The sequence below is a fragment of the Flavobacterium pokkalii genome, assembly GCF_014596575.1.
Lineage (GTDB): Bacteria > Bacteroidota > Bacteroidia > Flavobacteriales > Flavobacteriaceae > Flavobacterium > Flavobacterium pokkalii.
Map to the genome: position 1 here is coordinate 19,672 of NZ_NASZ01000010.1, position 18,681 is coordinate 38,352.

Here is an 18,681-nt window from a genome sequence, read left to right on the forward strand (position 1 = left end):
AAATTGTGAAAAAGCTAATTTTATTTATTTGCATATTATGGAGCCTATTAACGTTTGCTCAAACAGGCATCAAAGGAAGCATAACTTCCGGCGGTCAACCATTGACTTTTGCCAACATTTCGCTTAAAAACACCAAAATTGCCACCATAAGTGATGCAAACGGTAATTTTTTACTCGAAAAATTCAAGCCCGGAAACCACGAAATCATAGTTTCTTATACCGGATTAAAAACTGAAATCCAGAAAATAAACGTTGCCGACAGCACTATTATCACCTTAGATTTTAATTTAAAAGAGAACAATACACTCGACGAAGTGGTGGTTACCGGAACCCTCAAAGCAGTCAACCGACTGGAAAGCCCTGTTCCGGTTGAAGTGTACAAACCTGCTTTTTTCAAAAAAAATCCAACAGCCAATATTTTTGAAGCGCTACAAAATGTAAACGGTGTTAGACCACAGTTAAACTGCAATGTCTGCAACACAGGAGACATCCACATCAACGGATTAGAAGGACCTTACACCTTGGTTTTAATAGACGGAATGCCTATTGTTAGCGGACTTTCAACTGTTTACGGATTGTCCGGAATTCCAAATTCTTTACTGGAAAGAATAGAAATTGTCAAAGGCCCAGCTTCATCGCTCTACGGAAGTGAAGCTGTGGGTGGGCTGATTAATATTATTACCAAAAATCCAAATAATGCTCCTGTATTTTCAGCAGATGCATTTGCTAATAGTTGGGGCGAACTCAATGTTGATTTAGGTTTCAAAGGAAATATTGGTAAAACAGCTTCGGTATTAACCGGAGTCAACTACTTTAATTACAGCAATCCCATTGACAACAACCACGACAATTTTACCGATGTTACTTTGCAGGATCGAATCTCCGTTTTTCAAAAATGGAATTTCAACCGAAAAAACAACAAACTATTCTCAATGGCGGGACGATTTTTCTATGAAGACCGTTGGGGAGGCGAAATGCAATGGGAAAAGAAATACCGCGGCGGAGATGAAATATATGGGGAAAGCATTTATACCAAACGCTGGGAATTATTAGGAGCTTACGAACTTCCTATTGCCGAAAAAATGCTGTTTTCATTCTCTTATACGGATCACGACCAAAACTCCGTTTATGGAAACATTCCTTATCTGGCGCAACAACGCATTGGTTTTGGACAACTAAGCTGGGACAAAAAAATCAACAATCATGATTTACTTTTCGGAACAGCCATTCGTTACCAATATTACAACGACAACACTCCGGCAACTCCTGAAAAAGACCAAAACTGGATCCCGAGTTTATTTGTACAGGATGAAATAAACCTCAGCGAAAAACATAAATTACTTTTAGGCGCGCGCTATGATTACAACAAAAATCACGGAAATATTTTCACGCCGAGACTTGCTTATAAATTAAAAATAAACGACAATAACATTTTACGTTTCAACACCGGAACCGGTTTTAGAATTGTGAATCTTTTTACCGAAGAACACGCCGCCTTAACGGGTTCACGTGAAGTAATTGTTAAAGAAGAATTAAAACCGGAACGTTCATACAATGCCAACATCAATTATTTGAAAAAAATATTCACTAGAAACGGTAACTTCATCGGACTGGAAACCACAGCCTGGTATACTTATTTTACTAATTCGATTATTCCGGACTATGATACCAATCCAAATCAGATTATCTATAAAAATTTAAATGGTTATGCGGTTACTAAAGGAATCAGTACCAATATCGATATGGTTTTCAATTCTGGTTTGAAACTTATTTTTGGAGCAACTTATATGGATGTTTCCAAAACAGAAGACGGAATTAAAACCCGTCAAATGCTAACGGAAAAATTCACCGGAACATGGGCAATTTCTTATCGTATCAATAAATTATTTCTTGATGTAGATTACACCGGAAATCTCTATGGTCCCATGCGTTTGCCGACTTTAGGCGATTTAGACCCCAGAAAAGATTATTCACCTACCTGGAGTATTCAAAACATTCAGTTTACTTTCAATAAATTTAAAAATATTGAAATTTACGCCGGCGTGAAAAACCTGTTGAACTGGACGCCAAACAAAGGAAATCCATTTATTATTGCCAGAGCCAACGATCCATTTGACAAAAATGTACAATATGACACTAACGGAAATGTTCAGGCAACTCCGGATAATCCTTATGCTTTAACTTTCGATCCTGGTTATGTTTACGGACCAAATCAGGGAATCAGAGGCTTTTTTGGACTTCGTTACACTTTAAAATAATGAAAAAACAAATCTTCATAGTACTACTTTTCTTCTGGGCAATTCCATCCGGTTTTGCCCAACTGAAAAGCTATACTTTTGAGGAAGCAGAACAATTAACCAAAGAAAACCCAAAACGTATTGTCGTTTTCATTCATACCAATTGGTGTAAATACTGCAAAATGATGGAGAATTCCACTTTTAAAAACCCTGAAATTATCTCCATTCTCAACGACAACTTTTATTTTGTTACATTAGATGCCGAAACCAAAACGGATATCAGCTTTGAAAATCATACTTTTAAATTCCAACCTACGGGACAAAACACGGGAATACATGAACTCGCAACCGCTTTAGCAACAATAGACGGACAAGTGGTTTATCCTACCCTCACTATCTTAGACAGTGATTATTCAATTTTGTTTCAAAAACACTCTTATTTAAAAGCGGCAGAACTGATTACGATACTGGAAAAAACACAAGAAATAACTATTTTTGGAAAGAATTCATTCCCAAATCCATGAAACACTACAACTACATTTTTACAGGAACTGGTCTGGCGGCTTTGATGACGGTCTATAAAATGACCCTTTCGGGAAAATTCACCAACAAAAGCATTTTGCTAGTTGATGAATCTTCAAAAAAAAACAATGATCGCACCTGGTGTTTTTGGAAAAAAGAACCAAGTATTTGGGAAGAAGTCATTACTCAAAAATGGGATTATGCTTTGTTTGCCAATGAAAATTTCAGACGCAATTTAAACTTAGAACCTTATCAATATTGCAAAATTAAAGGAATTGATTTCTATCAATTTGTTTTTGAAGCCCTTTCGAAAGCAAAAAACATCAGTTTTCTAAATGAAAAAGTAACCAACATTAACGAATTGGAAACTCATGTCTATGTTTCGACCGAAAATAAAGCTTTTACTTGTGACCAGGTTTTTAACAGCATTTACAATAAAGCAGCTTTGGAACAGCAAAGCAAATTTCCGGTTTTGCAACAGCATTTTATTGGATGGCAAATTCAATCCAAAGAAGCCGTATTTCAAGCTGAAGTACCCACTTTCATGGATTTTTCGGTTGCTCAAAAAGGCAATACGCGGTTTATGTATGTTTTGCCTTTTTCTGAAAATGAAGCTTTACTGGAATATACTTTGTTTTCACATTCGTTATTAGAAAATTCAGAATACGAAAATGAGATTGTAAATTACATTCAAAAACTCGGCATTAGCAATTATAAAATTATCGAAAAAGAGCAAGGCAGTATCCCGATGAGTTGTTATCCTTTTTGGAAAAAAAATACCAGAAGAGTACTGAATATAGGCACTGCAGGCGGATGGACCAAAGCCAGTACAGGCTATACTTTTAAAAATTCGGACAAATTATCTTCCAGACTAATCCATTTTATTGAAACGGAAACCGATTTTAGAAAATTCCACCGCAAAAGCAAATTCTGGTTTTACGATTTGTTGTTATTAGACATATTGGACAAAGAAAACGAAAAAGGTTCCCGAATTTTCTCTTCCATGTTTAAAAAAGGAAATCCGGCATTAATTTTTAAATTTCTGGACGAAAAAACTTCATTAGTGGAAGATATTCAGGTTATTTTAAAATGTCCAAAAACACTTTTCATTAAAGCCTTATTCCATTCGGTTCGTTATTTCTAGTTGGTAAAAAACAACTATCAAACTATAACAAAACTTTATAATTCAGGATCATTAGTTCGATAGATTCTTTGTAACTTTGCAAAACAATTTTACAAATTAAAACACAAAAGATATGTATCCACAAGAAATGGTAATCCCTATGCAAGCTGAATTAACAGCAGCAGGATTTCAAGATTTACATAGTGCTCAGGAAGTTGACAACGCTATCAAAGCAGAAGGAACTACATTGGTAATTGTAAATTCTGTTTGCGGTTGCGCGGCTAGAAATGCACGTCCGGGAGCAAAAATGAGTTTAGAAGGAGCTAAAAAACCAGATCATTTAATCACTGTTTTTGCAGGTGTTGACAAAGAAGCGGTTGATGCTGCCAGACAACACATGTTCCCATTTCCTCCATCTTCGCCTTCTATGGCTTTGTTTAAAAACGGAGAATTAGTTCACATGTTAGAGCGTCACCATATCGAAGGACGTCCTGCTGAAATGATTGCTGAGAACTTACAAGATGCTTACAACGAATTTTGCTAATTTAAACGCAAAGGGCATCAAGTTTTACACAAAGTGCACAAAGAATATTTACCGCAGTCCCGATAGCTTTCAGGATTGCGGTTTTTTGTTTTAAACAATTAAGAATTAAGGAAATTAGATATTGGTTTAAACGCAAAGGACACTAAGTTTTACGCAAAGAATTTTCAAAGCATTCTTAACTAAACTTAATTTCTTAATGGTTATTAAAAACTTTATAAACTTTGCGAAAAACCTTTGCATCTTTGCGTTAATAAAATATGAAAAAAGACCGCATAAATATCCACTTCACCGTTATAGAAAACGGAATCAAAATTCCCATTTCAACCCGTCATGGTCGTTATCCTAATTTAATGTTTTTGCTCAAAGACGAATTAATGCTTGAGAGTTTTGGAGAATGTGGCGGCGTGGGACGCTGTGCAACCTGCGTGGTAAAAACCAAAGAAATAAGGGGTAATTCAGCTATAAAAGACCGCAATGAGCCCGCAACCTTATCCAAATTAGGATTTCACGAAACCAATATTCGTCTTTCCTGCCAAATATACATTACTGCTGATTTGAATGGAGCTGAAATTGAGATTTTGGAAATTTAGATTTTTGTTTAAACACAAAGAACACAAAGCTTTCTTAACTAAACTTAATATCTTAATGGTTTCAAAAAATCTGTGTAATCCGTGTTAAAAAAAAGCCACAACATCAGTTGCAGCTTATTATCTATAAATACCCACATTACTTCGTGTGATTGCTTCGTTCCGATAGCTATCGGAACTCGCAATGACAATTGGAGCGTCTTATCTTCTTTTCACATAATCCAATTGTACGTCCTGATCGATGATTTCAAATTCGGCATCTTTTTCCCAAATTTCCATCTCACAAGGCTTGCAGTTGAATTTCAGTTTGTATTCGTTTTCACCATGTTTCAAAGTCAGCGGTTCAGCCACTTTTTCTCCCATGGTTTCACGCTGGAAACGGGCACATTTACCTAATTCGTATTTCACGCAATATTTGGTCGTCATTACACGGGCTTTTCCTGGATCCCATTGCAATTCGAATGCTTTTTCAATCTCGGTTACGCCATGTCTTTTGTAGAAAGCGCGAGCTAATTTATTCGAAACATTAAAAGTAAAATCCAATTTTTCTGTTGGATAAGGATGATCGGTAGGAACAATTTGGAATTCTTCTCTATGGTATTCGTTGATTCGAATATCAATCAATTGTTCCAAAGCGATTCTACGTACTTCATTTACTTTCGAAATTGGTAAAAACCAATTATTAGAAAATTCCACTTCTAACGCATCCACGATAAAAGGCGTATTTCCAGTCTTAGCCAGATTCTTTTTGATATTCGGAATGACCGATTCTTCGCTTTTTGCTAATTCTTTTGCCGTTTCTAAACTAGCAACACTTTGATGTCCATCTTCATCGGTTACAATCAATTGGAAGCCTTCAGCAGTTTCCACAAATCGCATTTCAACGCCAATCTTACGAACTGCAGCGTTTTCTTTTTCCACAATTCGGTTGAATTCCGCATCTGAATTACGATAAATCATCGTTCCAACCGGAATATTTTTGAAGGTATTTGGCACCACGATATCATTCACAATAATATTGATTTGTACACCATCAGCTACTCCTTCAGCATTAATAAAATAAAGTCCGTCACCGTTGTTCAGTTTTTCATAGTTTTCAATCACATAACCATTGGCTTTGATTTCAGTCACTTTACCAATATGCTGCCCTTGTGATTTTGGACTTTCCCAGTTACCAATCTTTTCTTTTCTGTGATTCACAAAATAATCGGTATAGCCACGGTTGAAACTGCGGTCCATTTCCGGTTCGAAATTATAGAAGGTTCTACCCGAAGAAGCCTTTTGGAACTTATCATTATTTTCTAAGAAAGCATCTAATTTCTTTCTTAAAAAGGAAGTATTGTTCTTAACGTAAACAATGTCTTTTAAACGACCTTCTATTTTGAAAGAAGTGATTCCCGCTTCAATCAAAGCCGGTAATTGGTCACTTAAATCCAAATCTTTAATCGAAAGCAAATGACTTTCGGTTAACAAAGTCGTTCCGTTTCCGTCAATCAGATTGTATGGCAAACGGCAGTTTTGAGCACAAGAACCGCGGTTAGCACTACGTTCTCCGCCGGCAATACTCATATAGCAATTTCCACTAAAAGACACACAAAGTGCTCCCGAAACGAAGAACTCCAATTCTACATCTGTTGCAGCAGCAATGTCTCTCACCTGATCCAAATTCAACTCACGAGCTAAAACCACTCGTTGCATTCCGGCATCTTTTAGGAATTTTACGTGTTTTGGATCACGATTATTCGCTTGTGTACTGGCATGAATGACAATTGGAGGCAAATCCATTTCCATAATCGCCATGTCCTGTACAATAAGTGCATCAACCCCAATATCGTATAATTGATAGATTAACTTTTTGCAATCTTCCAATTCGTTGTCGTATAAAATGGTATTGATTACCACAAAAACCTGTGCCTTAAACAAATGGGCGTATTTCACCATTTCGGCAATATCTTCAACAGAATTGGTCGCATTGGTACGTGCTCCATAATGTGGTGCTCCAATATAAACAGCATCTGCACCCGCATTGATAGCGGCAATTCCCTGAACTAGATTCTTAGCCGGAGCCAGAATTTCAACTTTCTTTTTCGTCATACCTTAACCTCAATTCCTCATTTTCCGGAATCAGGCTGCAAAAGTATAAAATTGTTCTCAAAAAATTAGGGTTTCAGAAGAATTAAGATTTAAATCATTTGAAAAACAGATATTTACAAAACCCTTCACACATAGTATGTCATTCCGAGGTACGAGGAATCTCATCAAGTGACTCACCCAACGGAGATTCCTCGTACCTCGGAATGACAAGTTTGTGGTTATTTCCATACTTCATTCAATAAAAAAGCACGAATATAAATCCGTGCTTTTAAAAACTAAACATATTGAATCAGCTTATTCCACTTTAATATTCGAAGTCGCAGCCGTAATATTTCCTGCAGTTGAAGCTTCCAAAGTAATATTTTCGGCTTTTTTATTCGATTGTAAAATCACTAAGCACTTTCCGTTGTATAATTTGCGATAATTGGCTTTAAAAGGCTCTAAACTGGCCTGATAACCATTATCCACTCCTACAATCTTAGCACCACCTGAAACTTTAAAATTAATTAGATTATCGGCTGTGGGTAATGCGTTTCCGTTTTTGTCTTGCAATGAAACAGTGACATAAACTAATTCATAACCATCCTTTTTAATTGATGTTTTATCGGCTTGCAAATTGATATTAGCCGCTTCGCCTGCGGTATGTATTTCAGTTTCTTTGACTACTTCGCCTGCTTTTCTGGAAACCGCTTTCAAGGTTCCTGCTTCAAAAGGCACTTTCCAGGCAATATGCAATTCGTCACCTTTTTTGGATTTCGAACCTAAAGATTTTCCGTTTAGGAATAATTCTACTTCATCGGCATTGTTGTAATAGGCCCAAACGTCGATTAGCTGCCCTGCTTTCCAGTTCCAATGCGGCAACAAATGCAAAACGTTTTTATCACTCCATTCGCTTTGGTACATATAATACACATCTTTTGGGAAACCCGCTAAATCCACAATCCCAAAATACGAACTGCGCGCCGGATAAGGATACGGATCAGGTTCGCCAATATAATCAAAACCAGTCCAAACGAATGTTCCCGCTATAAAATCATATTTCTTAGCCGCTTTCCAGTTTTCCTCATGGGTAGTTCCCCAATACGAAGCAATGTTATCATAAGCCGTAACGGTTAAATCAGGATTTCCATCGAAAGTTTCTCCGTATTTTTTTGGCCAAAAACGAATCGTATCGGTTGGCATATCATAATGTCCGCGCGTAGCATAAGCCGAAACACTCTCGGAAGCAAGAATTTTTTGCCCTTTAAAACGCTCTGGAAATGTAGCGTAATCGGCATGTTTATAATTAAAACCTAAAAGATCTAAAGCACCCGATTGATAGATAAAATTCTTCTCAGGAACATTCTCCGTCAAGGCAGAAGTAACCGGTCTGGTTTTGTCCAAAGACTTTACAATTTGAGCTAATTCTTTTGTAATGGAAACTCCAGTACTGTCAAATTGCTCTCTGATTTCGTTCCCAATACTCCACATCATCACCGATGGATGGTTGCGGTCACGCTTGATAAAATCTTCCAAATCACGCTTGTGCCATTCGTCAAAATATTTGTTGTAATCATTGGAAACTTTTTTCTTTTTCCACACATCAAAAATCTCATCTTGCACAATCAAACCCATTTCGTCACACAATTGCAGCAACTCCAAAGAGGGCGGATTATGAGCCGTTCTGATGGCATTAGCACCCATTTCTTTCATGATTTGCAACTTTCTTTTAATGGCATGATAATTCGCTACCGCTCCCAGAGCACCATTATCATGATGCAGGCAAACCCCGTAAATTTTGGTTGGAACTCCGTTCAACGAAAAACCTTTTTCGGCATCGAAAGCAAAATATCTAAACCCAAGTGGAGTTTCATATTCATCCACTAAAGTTTTATTATCGTAGATTTTTGTTACTACTTTATACAAATTTGGATTTTTGGTATCCCACAATTTTGGATTTTGTACATCGAAACTTTGTTCTTTTTTCAAAATGGATTTTGCCTCAATCGATTCTGTCGATTCAGATCGAACAACCAAATTATTTGAAGCATCCAAAATACGTGTCACCACATTAATTTGTTTGGCCACATTGGCATCATTTTGAATCTTTACTTCATAATTTACCTTTGCCTTATCTTTGGAAACTTCTGGCGTAGTTACATAGGTTCCCCTTTGGGCCACATGCACTTTAGCCGTCGTCACCAAACGTACATTGCGGTAAATCCCCGAACCGGTGTACCAGCGCGAACTTGGCTGAGCCGAATTATCAACTTTGACTGCAATGTAATTTTTTTGGTTGCCAAATTTCAAATAAGGCGTCAAATCATAAGAAAAAGAGATGTATCCAAAAGGTCTTTTCCCCAAATAATGCCCGTTAATCCAAACCTCGCTATTGCAAAATACCCCGTCAAATTCGATAGCAATGCTTTTATTTTTTGCCGATTCAGGCAAAGTAAAACTTTTGCGATACCACCCCATTCCGGCGGGTAAAGCTCCTCCTTGTGGTTTGGTTGGATGCTCTTTACTGAAAGCACCTTCGATACTCCAATCGTGCGGCAAGTCTAATACACGCCAATTATTCGCATCAAAATCAGCCTGAATAGCCGTGGGATAATCTCCCAGTTTAAAATTCCAATCGGGATTGAAATCGGCAACTATTCGGCTTTCATTTTTTGTTGTTGCGCAGGCAACCAGGAACAACAAAACCGCCACAGTTCCCATTTTTTGTAAAAGGTTTTTTTGCTTTTTTATCATTATATTATTTATTATGTTATCTGGCATTGTGAGAAACGGGCCTATCACATTTGTTAATCTCGTAATGAGATTGCTTCGTTCCGATGGCTATCGGAACTCGCAATGACTATTATTGAAACTCAAAAGATTCCAAACGCAATCCTTTCATATTATCCGATTCCAGTCGGATTTTATATTTTCCGGCATTGATGTAACCTCCCGAAGTGGTATTTAAAATCTTCCATTTCTCTGTAGGCGCCGGAAATTCGATTGTATCATTTCGCAATAAAATGCCGTAAGCATCTTCTATAATTAGTTTTACTTTTATCGGTTCGGGAGTCATATTCATATACCTGAAACGCATCAAATATACATTGGCAACACCAGGATTTACTTCAAATTCGATACTGTTTTGGGTGTTTTTAGTAAACTCCACATAATCGCTGGATTTGAAATTATCTTTTTCAAGCCCTTCACCAACAATTTTTGCTGATTCTGCTTCTAGTTTCAAAGTCGGACGATCGTCTTTCACTTTCCCCAAATCAGAGGTCGGAACCAAGACAACAGCATACATTGCTGCATTTTCGGCATTTTTTCCAAAACTAACTTTCTCTCCTTTTTTAACCTCTTTTTCGAAAATACTAAAAACAATTCCGTTACTGTTTTTAGCTGTTGCTTCGGTTTTTTTATAATCTGAAAGCCAAGGCAAACTTTCTTTTATTTTGGAATCAACCAAAACCGAAACCGCAGCCTCTTCTTTAGAAACAAAAGAACCCGAAGTATTATTTTTATTCGAAAAACGAATATAATCAGCAGTATATAAATGAGCCGGCAATTGCGTAAATACGGTTTCTGAATCCTGATATTGTTTCGAATTTAATTTCAACCAACTTCCAATTTCAAAAGCATTATTTGTGTTTACATTTACAATATTCTTTGGCGAAGCCGCTGCTGCTTTTACCGATTTGTCTTTGGAAGCAATGGCAATGGCCGAAATTATTCCTTCACCCGAAGTTACCTTTGGAAAATCAATTACTAATTTTCCGTTCTTGCTTTTGGCTGTAACCGTTTTCTTTACTGCTTTGGCAAAACCAACTTCGCTCCAAATATCGAAATCTTTGAGAACAATGTTATCATTAATGGCAACATCAAAAACGCGCCAGTCTTTGCAATCCAATCCGCCACCGGTACCGTACCAAGGTTCCGAGAAATACAAATCGACCAAATATTCACCATCAGGAACTGGAAATTCGTATTTCAATTTATCCATACCATAACGATAATCCTGAAATAAGGCATCATTTTGAGTGCCATCAACCAAATCATAAGATGAGCGCTGACTGGCAAAATAAGCCGGCAGATTTTTAAAATCATCCGTCCAAGACAACGAACCCCAAGTATTGTCTTCGGATTTATGTACGTCGGCTGCCCATTTGTTTCCTTTTGCATCTACAAAATCATCACCTCCACAATTCACACGATAGAGGTAATTGTAATTGGATTTTGCCAAAACCACTTCTTCTTTTGTACTTAACAAATCAAAATAAGGCGATTTAGGCAAATTGTTCAAAACTATATAATCCTGAGCCACTTTTTTACCATCTACATAGCCCACTGCGTACAATACATTATAGGCTATATCCGCTGTATTCCATTGAAAATGCTGGCCTTTTCCTGGTTTTTTCAATTTCCCCAACGAATGATTGTTCACATCATTGAATAATTCGACCTCATCACAATTGGAATAGACGTCTATGCCGTTTTTGACTCCTGTTGTTTCCCATCGGTTTGGCCAAGTGTGCGAAACAATATAGACCATCGGATTGGTTTTGTTTGACGCATAATTAGCTCGATATAGATAATAGGCATCCAGCGGTTCACCCCAAATGCTGAACAATCCTTTATAATTGACTGGTCCCACTTGGTCAATGGCTCTAAATCCTTCACCGTTTTGATCACGCCCTGGATTTTCATGCGAAGCAAACAACCAATTGAATTGTCCTGCCACTTTATCTTTTACTGCTTCGGCTTCTCGCACTTTGATTTCCATTAATTGCGAAAAACGGTTTTCGCTCAAAACTCCTTTTTGGTCAAATTCGCCTTCGCTATGCAAATCGATACTACGCCAAGCTCCATATTCACCGTTTAATAATTGAGTGGTCATTTCTTCAGCATAATTAAACGGATTACCACCATAGGTTCCCGACCAGTTTTGTACCACATTCCAGTCGGTTCCTTCACCACCATTGCAAGTGGTTACTTTTCGTTGGGATGAAGCCGTTTGATCCATTTCGCGAATGATTTGGGTACATTCCTGCGCAAATTCCTTTGGAATGGTACTTTCGTTTTGTAATCCCCACAAAACCACCGAAGGATTGTTGCGTCTTTCTTTAATCCATTCGCGCAAAAGGGTTTTGAAATTTTCTTTAAATTCTGGCGTATCATACCAAATATGCGCCGAAAACTGACTCCAAAACAAGATTCCACTTTCGTCTAGCAATTCCTGATATTTTAAATTATGTGGTTGATGTGCTTCTCGGAACGAATTGAATCCTGCTGCTTTTATTTGTTCTATTCTGGCTTTGATTTGCGTATCCGAAAAAGCATGACTTTGACCTAATTGGTGTTCGTATTCACAAGTTCCATTAATAAATACGGGCGTATCATTGATAAAAAAGCGTTTATCATCTCCTTCTCTTCCAACTGGCCAAGAAATCCAACGAATTCCATAAGGCGTAGTAATTTTATCCAGAACTTTGTTTTTTTCCAAAATAGTAGTCGAAAGCGTATACAAATACGGACTTTCTGGCGACCATAAATTTGGATTTTTGATTGCTGGTAAAGTTTGCGGAATCTCTTTGGTTTCTTTCGAAATCAAAACGGAACTCTTAGCCGAAGCCACTTCTTTTCCATTTTTGTCCAAAAGCGAATTGACAACTGTAATTGTTCTATCCAATCCGTTGTAATTTTGAACTTCTGTTGTGGTATGTAAAACTGCTTTTTCCTTGGAAGTAGTTTTGTCATTCCAAATATGAACGCCAAAAGGAGCCACACGAACTTCATTGGTTACAACCAAAGTTACTGGACGAAAAATCCCCATTGGTTGGGAACCTTCTGAGAATCCCCATTCGCCGGAACAACCGCCGCATACCCAAGGCAAATCGGCAATAAAAGCCGGATGTGCTGCTTTGACAAGCAGTTTATTTTCGAAATTAAAACGTAAAGCTTGGGTAATATCCAAAGTAAAAGTAGTTCTTCCGCCTTTGTGTTCGCCCACCTTTTTGCCGTTAAGCCATACCGTTGCATAGCTACTAACGCCTTCAAAAAAAAGAAAATAACGTTTGTCTTTTTGCTGTTTGCCAATTTTCAGATTTCTCGAATACCAAGCCGTCCCGTGCAAATTGCCATGTTTCATTTGGCGAAAGCCCTCGTATTGATCCCAGTTATGAGGAACATCGACCGATTTCCAATTTGCATCTGCATTTACTTCGTTTACGAAATCCTGTTTGGAATTGGTTTCTACCATTGTGGTTTTCCAATTGGCATTCAGTGAAAATTCTTCACGGGTTTGAGACCACGAAAAAGTGCTGATTAAAAATAGTATGTATAGTAATTTCTTCATTTTTTTTTAAACCATATAAGGCATATAAGTTCATTGAAGTTGGCTTATATTGATATAATCCTGCAAGGTTTTTAAAACCTTGCAGGAAACGCTCTTGTTTGACCATTCGCCTGCGTGAGGGATGGAAGTGGAGCTCTCCCGATTTTTCATCGGAAAGCGGGAGCATACAGCCCGACCTCGTCTCGACTTTTTCGGAGAGACGAGGGCACGCCAAAATTATCTTAATAAAACAACCAATCTACGGCTTCTTTTTCGTCTTTTCCAATATAACCCACATCACGAGGCTCGATCTTTTGGTTGGCATCAATAAAACCTAAAATCAGCACTCTTCCTTTTCCTAAAGTCAGTTGGTTTTCCCCTGCTTTGAATCGGTAGGTATGAATGTTAATTCTTGGCAAATCTTTCAAATTGATGGCATTCGCCAAAATTACTTCGGCTTCTCCCATTTCATTTCCAGCCGCATTGGTTTCCAAACTTGGCGGAAACAAAAATCTTTTCTGATCGGAATTAAAATAACCAACTACCAATTTTACATCCTTGTCATTCTTGAATTTCAGGGTTGTTCCTTCTGTATTTTGCTGGTCTTCCACCAATGAAATTCCTTTTAAATTTTTAAGTTCTGGAGCAACTTTTATCAATTCAGAAATATCGGTTCCATAGACTTTTGTACCTTCTTTCACCGCATAGCTTGCTGCTTTTGGGCTCAACATTGTTACCTGAGCTGTTTTCCAGGCTGGCACGACTTTGGTTTGTATTTTACCATTTTTTGCCTCTTTCAAAAGACTGATATTTCGTTTAAAATTGGCTAATTCTCGTTCGTAATGCGGTAATAATTCCTCCCAGGTTTTGTTGTTTCCATCATCACCACCTATTGGAATTCTACGTTGCGCCGTTTGCATACTATTGGCATACAAATACGAATCTTTAGTCAACTTCACCAATTCCTCATAATAAGTCAGGGCTTTTTCCAAATGAGGAACGGCCTTGTCTAAATCGGCGATGTCATTCGAATAACTGTATCTTAAAACCAACATGGCGGCTTTTACTTTTTCAGAAAAACAATTAGCAAAAGCATCATAACAATACACATCATTTTTAAGACGATTGAATTCCTCTTTGTCTTTGGTCACCTTTGGCGCTGCTTTTTCGATGGCTGCTACGGCAATTTTACCATGTTGTACAATTTCGCTAATCAACTGCGGAGGTATTTCCCCGGAATGAGCTTCATGGTTCCATTCTTTCTTTGCATATTCCTGAAGCAATTCTCCCGGAGGGCCACAAGATTCATGAAAGCCCGGATACACACGCCATTTGGCTGGATTCACCAATTGGCTTTCGAACATTCCCAGCAATAAGGTTTGACGGTTTCCTTCGGTAATTCCGAATTTCCTAAGTGTTTTAGGAGCTATTTCGCCAATTTGCTCATAGGCTTCGAGAATATTTTTTCCGGCTTCGGCATCTACTCCAAATCTTGCTACAAACTGCTTGTCCCAATAATTGATTTCCTGACTGCGGTCTCTCTGGCTGTCCCAAGCATAACGAGCCCAGGCTTTGTACCAAATCCAGTCGCGATCCATTTCCAGTAATCGTTCTCCCGTTTTTGTTTTATCGGCAGAGTAAGGCCAGTCCCAATAGGAAGCCTGCGGATATAAATGCAGGGCGTTGGCACCATGAATATTGTGCATGGCTTTTACTGTTTTCTGGATAAAATCGGGAGAACCATATCTAAAAGGCTCCAGATTGGCCAGAATATGTACATTTTCGATATGAATTGAACCCAGCGAACTCAATTGTTTGTGCGTTTCTCCCCATGGTCCGCCCGGCGTATAAGTCGTCAAAGATTCACCTGTATATTTGCTCATCGTGTATAAATTTTTATACAAAGGCAAAGCTTTGGCCATAACAGCAGGCGCATCGGTATCGTGTGAACGCAAAATAATAGGCGGTTCCTGAGTTTTTCCCAAGGCTTTCATTCCGTCCTGAACGCCTGGAATGATTGTTTGCGTAAACCAATTTACATCATCCTCAACTGTATTCATGGCTTCTCCCAAACAAACCAGCAATCCCACATTTGGATATTTTTCAATAAAAGCAGTAATTGATTTTCGGGTATAATCGGCAATAACAGGAGTAATAACCCGCTCTCTTTCCTGCGTTTTTAGGTTGTAATGATCTGCAAAAGGTTTGGAAAGAATAATGTTGTAAAACATCTGAATTACCCAAATTCCTCTTTTATTGGCTTCTTCGGTCAGGAATTTAAAAACTTCTTCGTTTTTCTTAAAATCCTCATCGCTAACTTCAACTGCAAAAGGATAATCTTTCAATTTCACCAATGAAGCAAATGGATGTCCGTTCCATAAATACAAGGAATTCATGCGGTTTTCGACCATCATATCCAAGTATTTTATCCAAAGGGCCTTGTCGTAAAACCAAGGAAAACTTTTGGGTGTATAAGGGTATTCGTAAACACCACGTCCTTCGAGATAGGTGGTTTTTTGCATCCCAATGCAGGTGCCTCTCAACACCATTTCGGGGCTGTCCTTTACATTAATTTCAGCTGGTAATTGCCCGCTTTCTTTGATTCTATCTGCCAATTCTAAAGCGCCGTACAAAGCTCCTGAAGCGTCAAATCCTTCGATAAAAATAAAATTCTTTTGACTGGAGATTTGGAAGCCTTCTTTTTTAGTTAATTGACTTTCGTCTAAAGTGAACTTGGCTGTATTTTGCTTCCAAAAAGCAGTTCCTTTTTCGCCAATAACGATAACTTTATCTTTTGATTTTTTTGGTGCTTTATCTGCAAAAATCACATTATATCCTTTTGTTTTTGCCACTTCTGATAGCTTTTCGGTACCAAATGTTGCTCGTGGCGACTGACTATCTCGAACAATAGTAAGGTTTTGCGCTGTCGCAATAGAGACACAAAAACTTAAAAAAAGTAAACTTAAATATTTCATTCTAATATAATTTCGTTTTAGAAATCTCATCCTGTCTAGTTTGTCATTTCGACGAAGGAGAAATCTCCATACGCAGAATCCACAATACTTAACTCACTTTGTGGAGATCCCTCGTTCCTCGGGATGACAAAAATGAGAAACCATTTTTTTAATTCTGAAAAATTTTCTTCAAATAGGCCACATTGGCTCCGTAATTTCTTTTTACATTATGCACGTCTGTAGTGTCGCGGGAACGCTCCACAATCAACCAGCCTTTCCAATTCATTTTATCCAAAGCGCTTTTTATTTTTGGCATATTAATAGCTTTGTCATTTTCTAACCAAAACCCATCGGTATTGGAAGCGTGGATTTGGGCAATATTCTTTTTTCCTAAAATTTGTAATTCAGATGCAATATCTTTTCCGTTTTCTATAGCATTTGAAAAGTTAAACGAACTCTTAATTCGTTTACAGTTTACCTCCTTCAAAAAGGCTTTTTCGGCTGTGGCATCCAAGGTTGTTTCTACAGCAATTACACCACCTACTTTGGCAACTTGTTTTCCTGCCCAACGCAACCTTTCGATTATAACCGGACGCAATTCAGGAAATTTTTTCAAATCACATTGATTACCTAACGGCAAATAAGCCACTTTTACATTCATGGTTTTCATAGCATCAATACAATCCTGAACCATTAGTTTTACAGTTTGACGCTTTGCAAAAGATTGCCCGTAAAATCCGGACATCGCAATAGATGAAATGCCCACATTGAATTCTTTTGCCTTGTCCTTGAATTTCTTTACCTCAACAGGATCAGCTAATTTGCTATCAAAAGTTTCTCGGTTTCCCAATCCGCCCATGTCGAGTTCGATACCGTCAGCTTTTATTTGACTGGCTAATTCGAACGAACCTAACTTTTGTCTTTTCAGAATCATCCAATCGCATACAGCGACCTTGTATTTTTGCTTGTTTTTTACTTGTCCAAAAACCAAATTATTAGATGTTCCTGCAATTAGCAGCAACATTATAAAAATTAAGTTTTTATTAAAATTCACTTTGCTCATAAATTTTTTTTTTACCATTAAGAAATTAAGCTAATTAAGTTTTTTGCTTAATTTCTCAATGGTTCATTTTAAATTCTTATTCTTCTTCGGCCTTAACAGCTGTGACTACTTTTCCTTTTTCACCTGGCCAAATTCCTTTTTTGATTGGCAAAGTGACTAATTTTGACGGATCGATTTTTACATATTTCAAACGTTCTCTTCTCCAAGTATAAACGATATGAACCATGCCATCTTTACTCTGGATTACAGAAGGATAAGAATACTGGCTGATTTTTGAATCTTCCAAAACCAAAGCAGCATTCCAGTGGATTCCGTCTTTTGAAATCGAAACATTTAAAGGGGTTCTAGGTCCTTTGGCTTCTGTTCCAGGAGGTAAAACGTGGTTATACACCAATAAATGTCTACCATCTTGCAAAGTCACCGCATCGGTTCCGGAATTATTATTTGGCATGTCTAACAATTCTAAATCCGACCAGGTTTTTCCATTATCCTTAGAAAAAGTGCTGAACAAAGCTCTGTTTCTGGTTCTTCCAATTGCCTGAATGCTACCGTCTTTGTGGAACAAAATACTTGGCTGTATGGCGTTAATTTTTTGTTTCCCTCTTGGCAAAGTATCGCCCATCACCCATGTTTTTCCAAAATCTGGAGTCGATTCCATGCGTAATCTCCAACCATCGCCTTCAATACTTGACGGTAGTAACAAAGTTCCGTTACTCAACAATACCGGTTTGTTCTTGATTGGCCCTAAAAATCCTTCCGGTAATTTTTCGGCTTCCGACCAGGTTTTTCCACCATCCTTAGATCTTCTTAGCATTCCCCACCACTCGGAAGGTTTTGGTCCAATTTTGTAAAACAACATCAAATCGCCACCCGGAATTTGATACAAAACCGGATTCCATGTTGGCAATCTTGGGCCTTCTTTCATCACCCCATCAGCAACCTGAATTCCTTCTGTCCATTTATCAGTTCCTTTTGGTTTTCGAGCCACATAAATACAAACATCCGGATGTCTTTCGTGAGTTCCACCAAACCAGGAAGCCACTAAGTCACCATTGGTAGCTTCTACAATAGTTACGGCATGACAAGAAGGATAAGGGGCTTTGTCATAAATAAATTCATCTACCAAAATCCCTTCTTTCCAGGTTTTATTTTTCAAAGCAGAGCTGCAACTCCCTAATGTTATCAATCCGAAAAGCAATAATGCTATTTTTAATCCTCTCATTTTATTTGTTATTTATTATTGT

General features: G+C 37.8%; 11 protein-coding genes. 5 read left to right on the forward strand and 6 right to left on the reverse strand.

What is annotated here, in order from left to right; translation table 11 throughout:
• Positions 1 to 5 precede the first annotated feature (5 nt).
• The 5 genes from B6A10_RS08115 to B6A10_RS08135 all read left to right on the forward strand — a co-directional run bounded on the left by B6A10_RS08115 (position 6) and on the right by B6A10_RS08135 (position 5,016).
• Positions 6 to 2,258, forward strand: coding sequence for a TonB-dependent receptor (locus tag B6A10_RS08115; RefSeq protein ID WP_188220475.1), 2,253 nt, complete (start codon positions 6 to 8; stop codon positions 2,256 to 2,258).
• Complete coding sequence (locus B6A10_RS08120; protein ID WP_188220476.1) at positions 2,258 to 2,761, forward strand: thioredoxin family protein; 504 nt, start codon at positions 2,258 to 2,260, stop codon at positions 2,759 to 2,761. The genes B6A10_RS08115 and B6A10_RS08120 overlap by 1 nt, the downstream gene beginning before the upstream one ends.
• A complete protein-coding gene (locus B6A10_RS08125) occupies positions 2,758 to 3,903 on the forward strand; it encodes a lycopene cyclase family protein (protein ID WP_188220477.1) in 1,146 nt (381 codons plus the stop codon). The genes B6A10_RS08120 and B6A10_RS08125 overlap by 4 nt, the downstream gene beginning before the upstream one ends.
• A gap of 112 nt (positions 3,904 to 4,015) precedes the next feature.
• Positions 4,016 to 4,426, forward strand: coding sequence for a BrxA/BrxB family bacilliredoxin (locus B6A10_RS08130; protein WP_188220478.1), 411 nt, complete (start codon positions 4,016 to 4,018; stop codon positions 4,424 to 4,426).
• Between the two features lie 257 nt (positions 4,427 to 4,683).
• Complete coding sequence (locus B6A10_RS08135; protein WP_188220479.1) at positions 4,684 to 5,016, forward strand: 2Fe-2S iron-sulfur cluster-binding family protein; 333 nt, start codon at positions 4,684 to 4,686, stop codon at positions 5,014 to 5,016.
• A 198-nt stretch (positions 5,017 to 5,214) separates the two neighbouring features.
• On the opposite strand, the gene B6A10_RS08140 is transcribed toward B6A10_RS08135, so the two are convergent.
• The 6 genes from B6A10_RS08140 to B6A10_RS08165 form a co-directional block, all read right to left on the reverse strand.
• Positions 5,215 to 7,107 (reverse strand): peptidase U32 family protein, encoded by a 1,893-nt coding sequence (locus B6A10_RS08140; protein WP_188220480.1) that lies wholly within the window; start codon positions 7,105 to 7,107, stop codon positions 5,215 to 5,217.
• Between the two features lie 294 nt (positions 7,108 to 7,401).
• The gene (gene galB / locus B6A10_RS08145) at positions 7,402 to 9,840 is read right to left on the reverse strand and encodes a beta-galactosidase GalB (RefSeq protein ID WP_188220481.1); all 2,439 of its coding nucleotides are present in this window, start codon (positions 9,838 to 9,840) and stop codon (positions 7,402 to 7,404) included.
• Positions 9,841 to 9,949: 109 nt separating this feature from the next.
• The gene (locus B6A10_RS08150) at positions 9,950 to 13,441 is read right to left on the reverse strand and encodes a malectin domain-containing carbohydrate-binding protein (RefSeq protein WP_188220482.1); all 3,492 of its coding nucleotides are present in this window, start codon (positions 13,439 to 13,441) and stop codon (positions 9,950 to 9,952) included.
• A gap of 221 nt (positions 13,442 to 13,662) precedes the next feature.
• A complete protein-coding gene (locus tag B6A10_RS08155; RefSeq protein ID WP_188220483.1) occupies positions 13,663 to 16,395 on the reverse strand; it encodes an alpha-d-galacturonidase in 2,733 nt (910 codons plus the stop codon).
• A gap of 148 nt (positions 16,396 to 16,543) precedes the next feature.
• Positions 16,544 to 17,437, reverse strand: a complete 894-nt coding sequence (locus B6A10_RS08160) for a sugar phosphate isomerase/epimerase family protein (RefSeq protein ID WP_188220484.1) — start codon at positions 17,435 to 17,437, stop codon at positions 16,544 to 16,546.
• A gap of 76 nt (positions 17,438 to 17,513) precedes the next feature.
• Entirely contained in the window at positions 17,514 to 18,659 is a 1,146-nt protein-coding gene (locus B6A10_RS08165) for a sialidase family protein (protein ID WP_188220485.1), read from the reverse strand.
• Positions 18,660 to 18,681 lie beyond the last annotated feature (22 nt).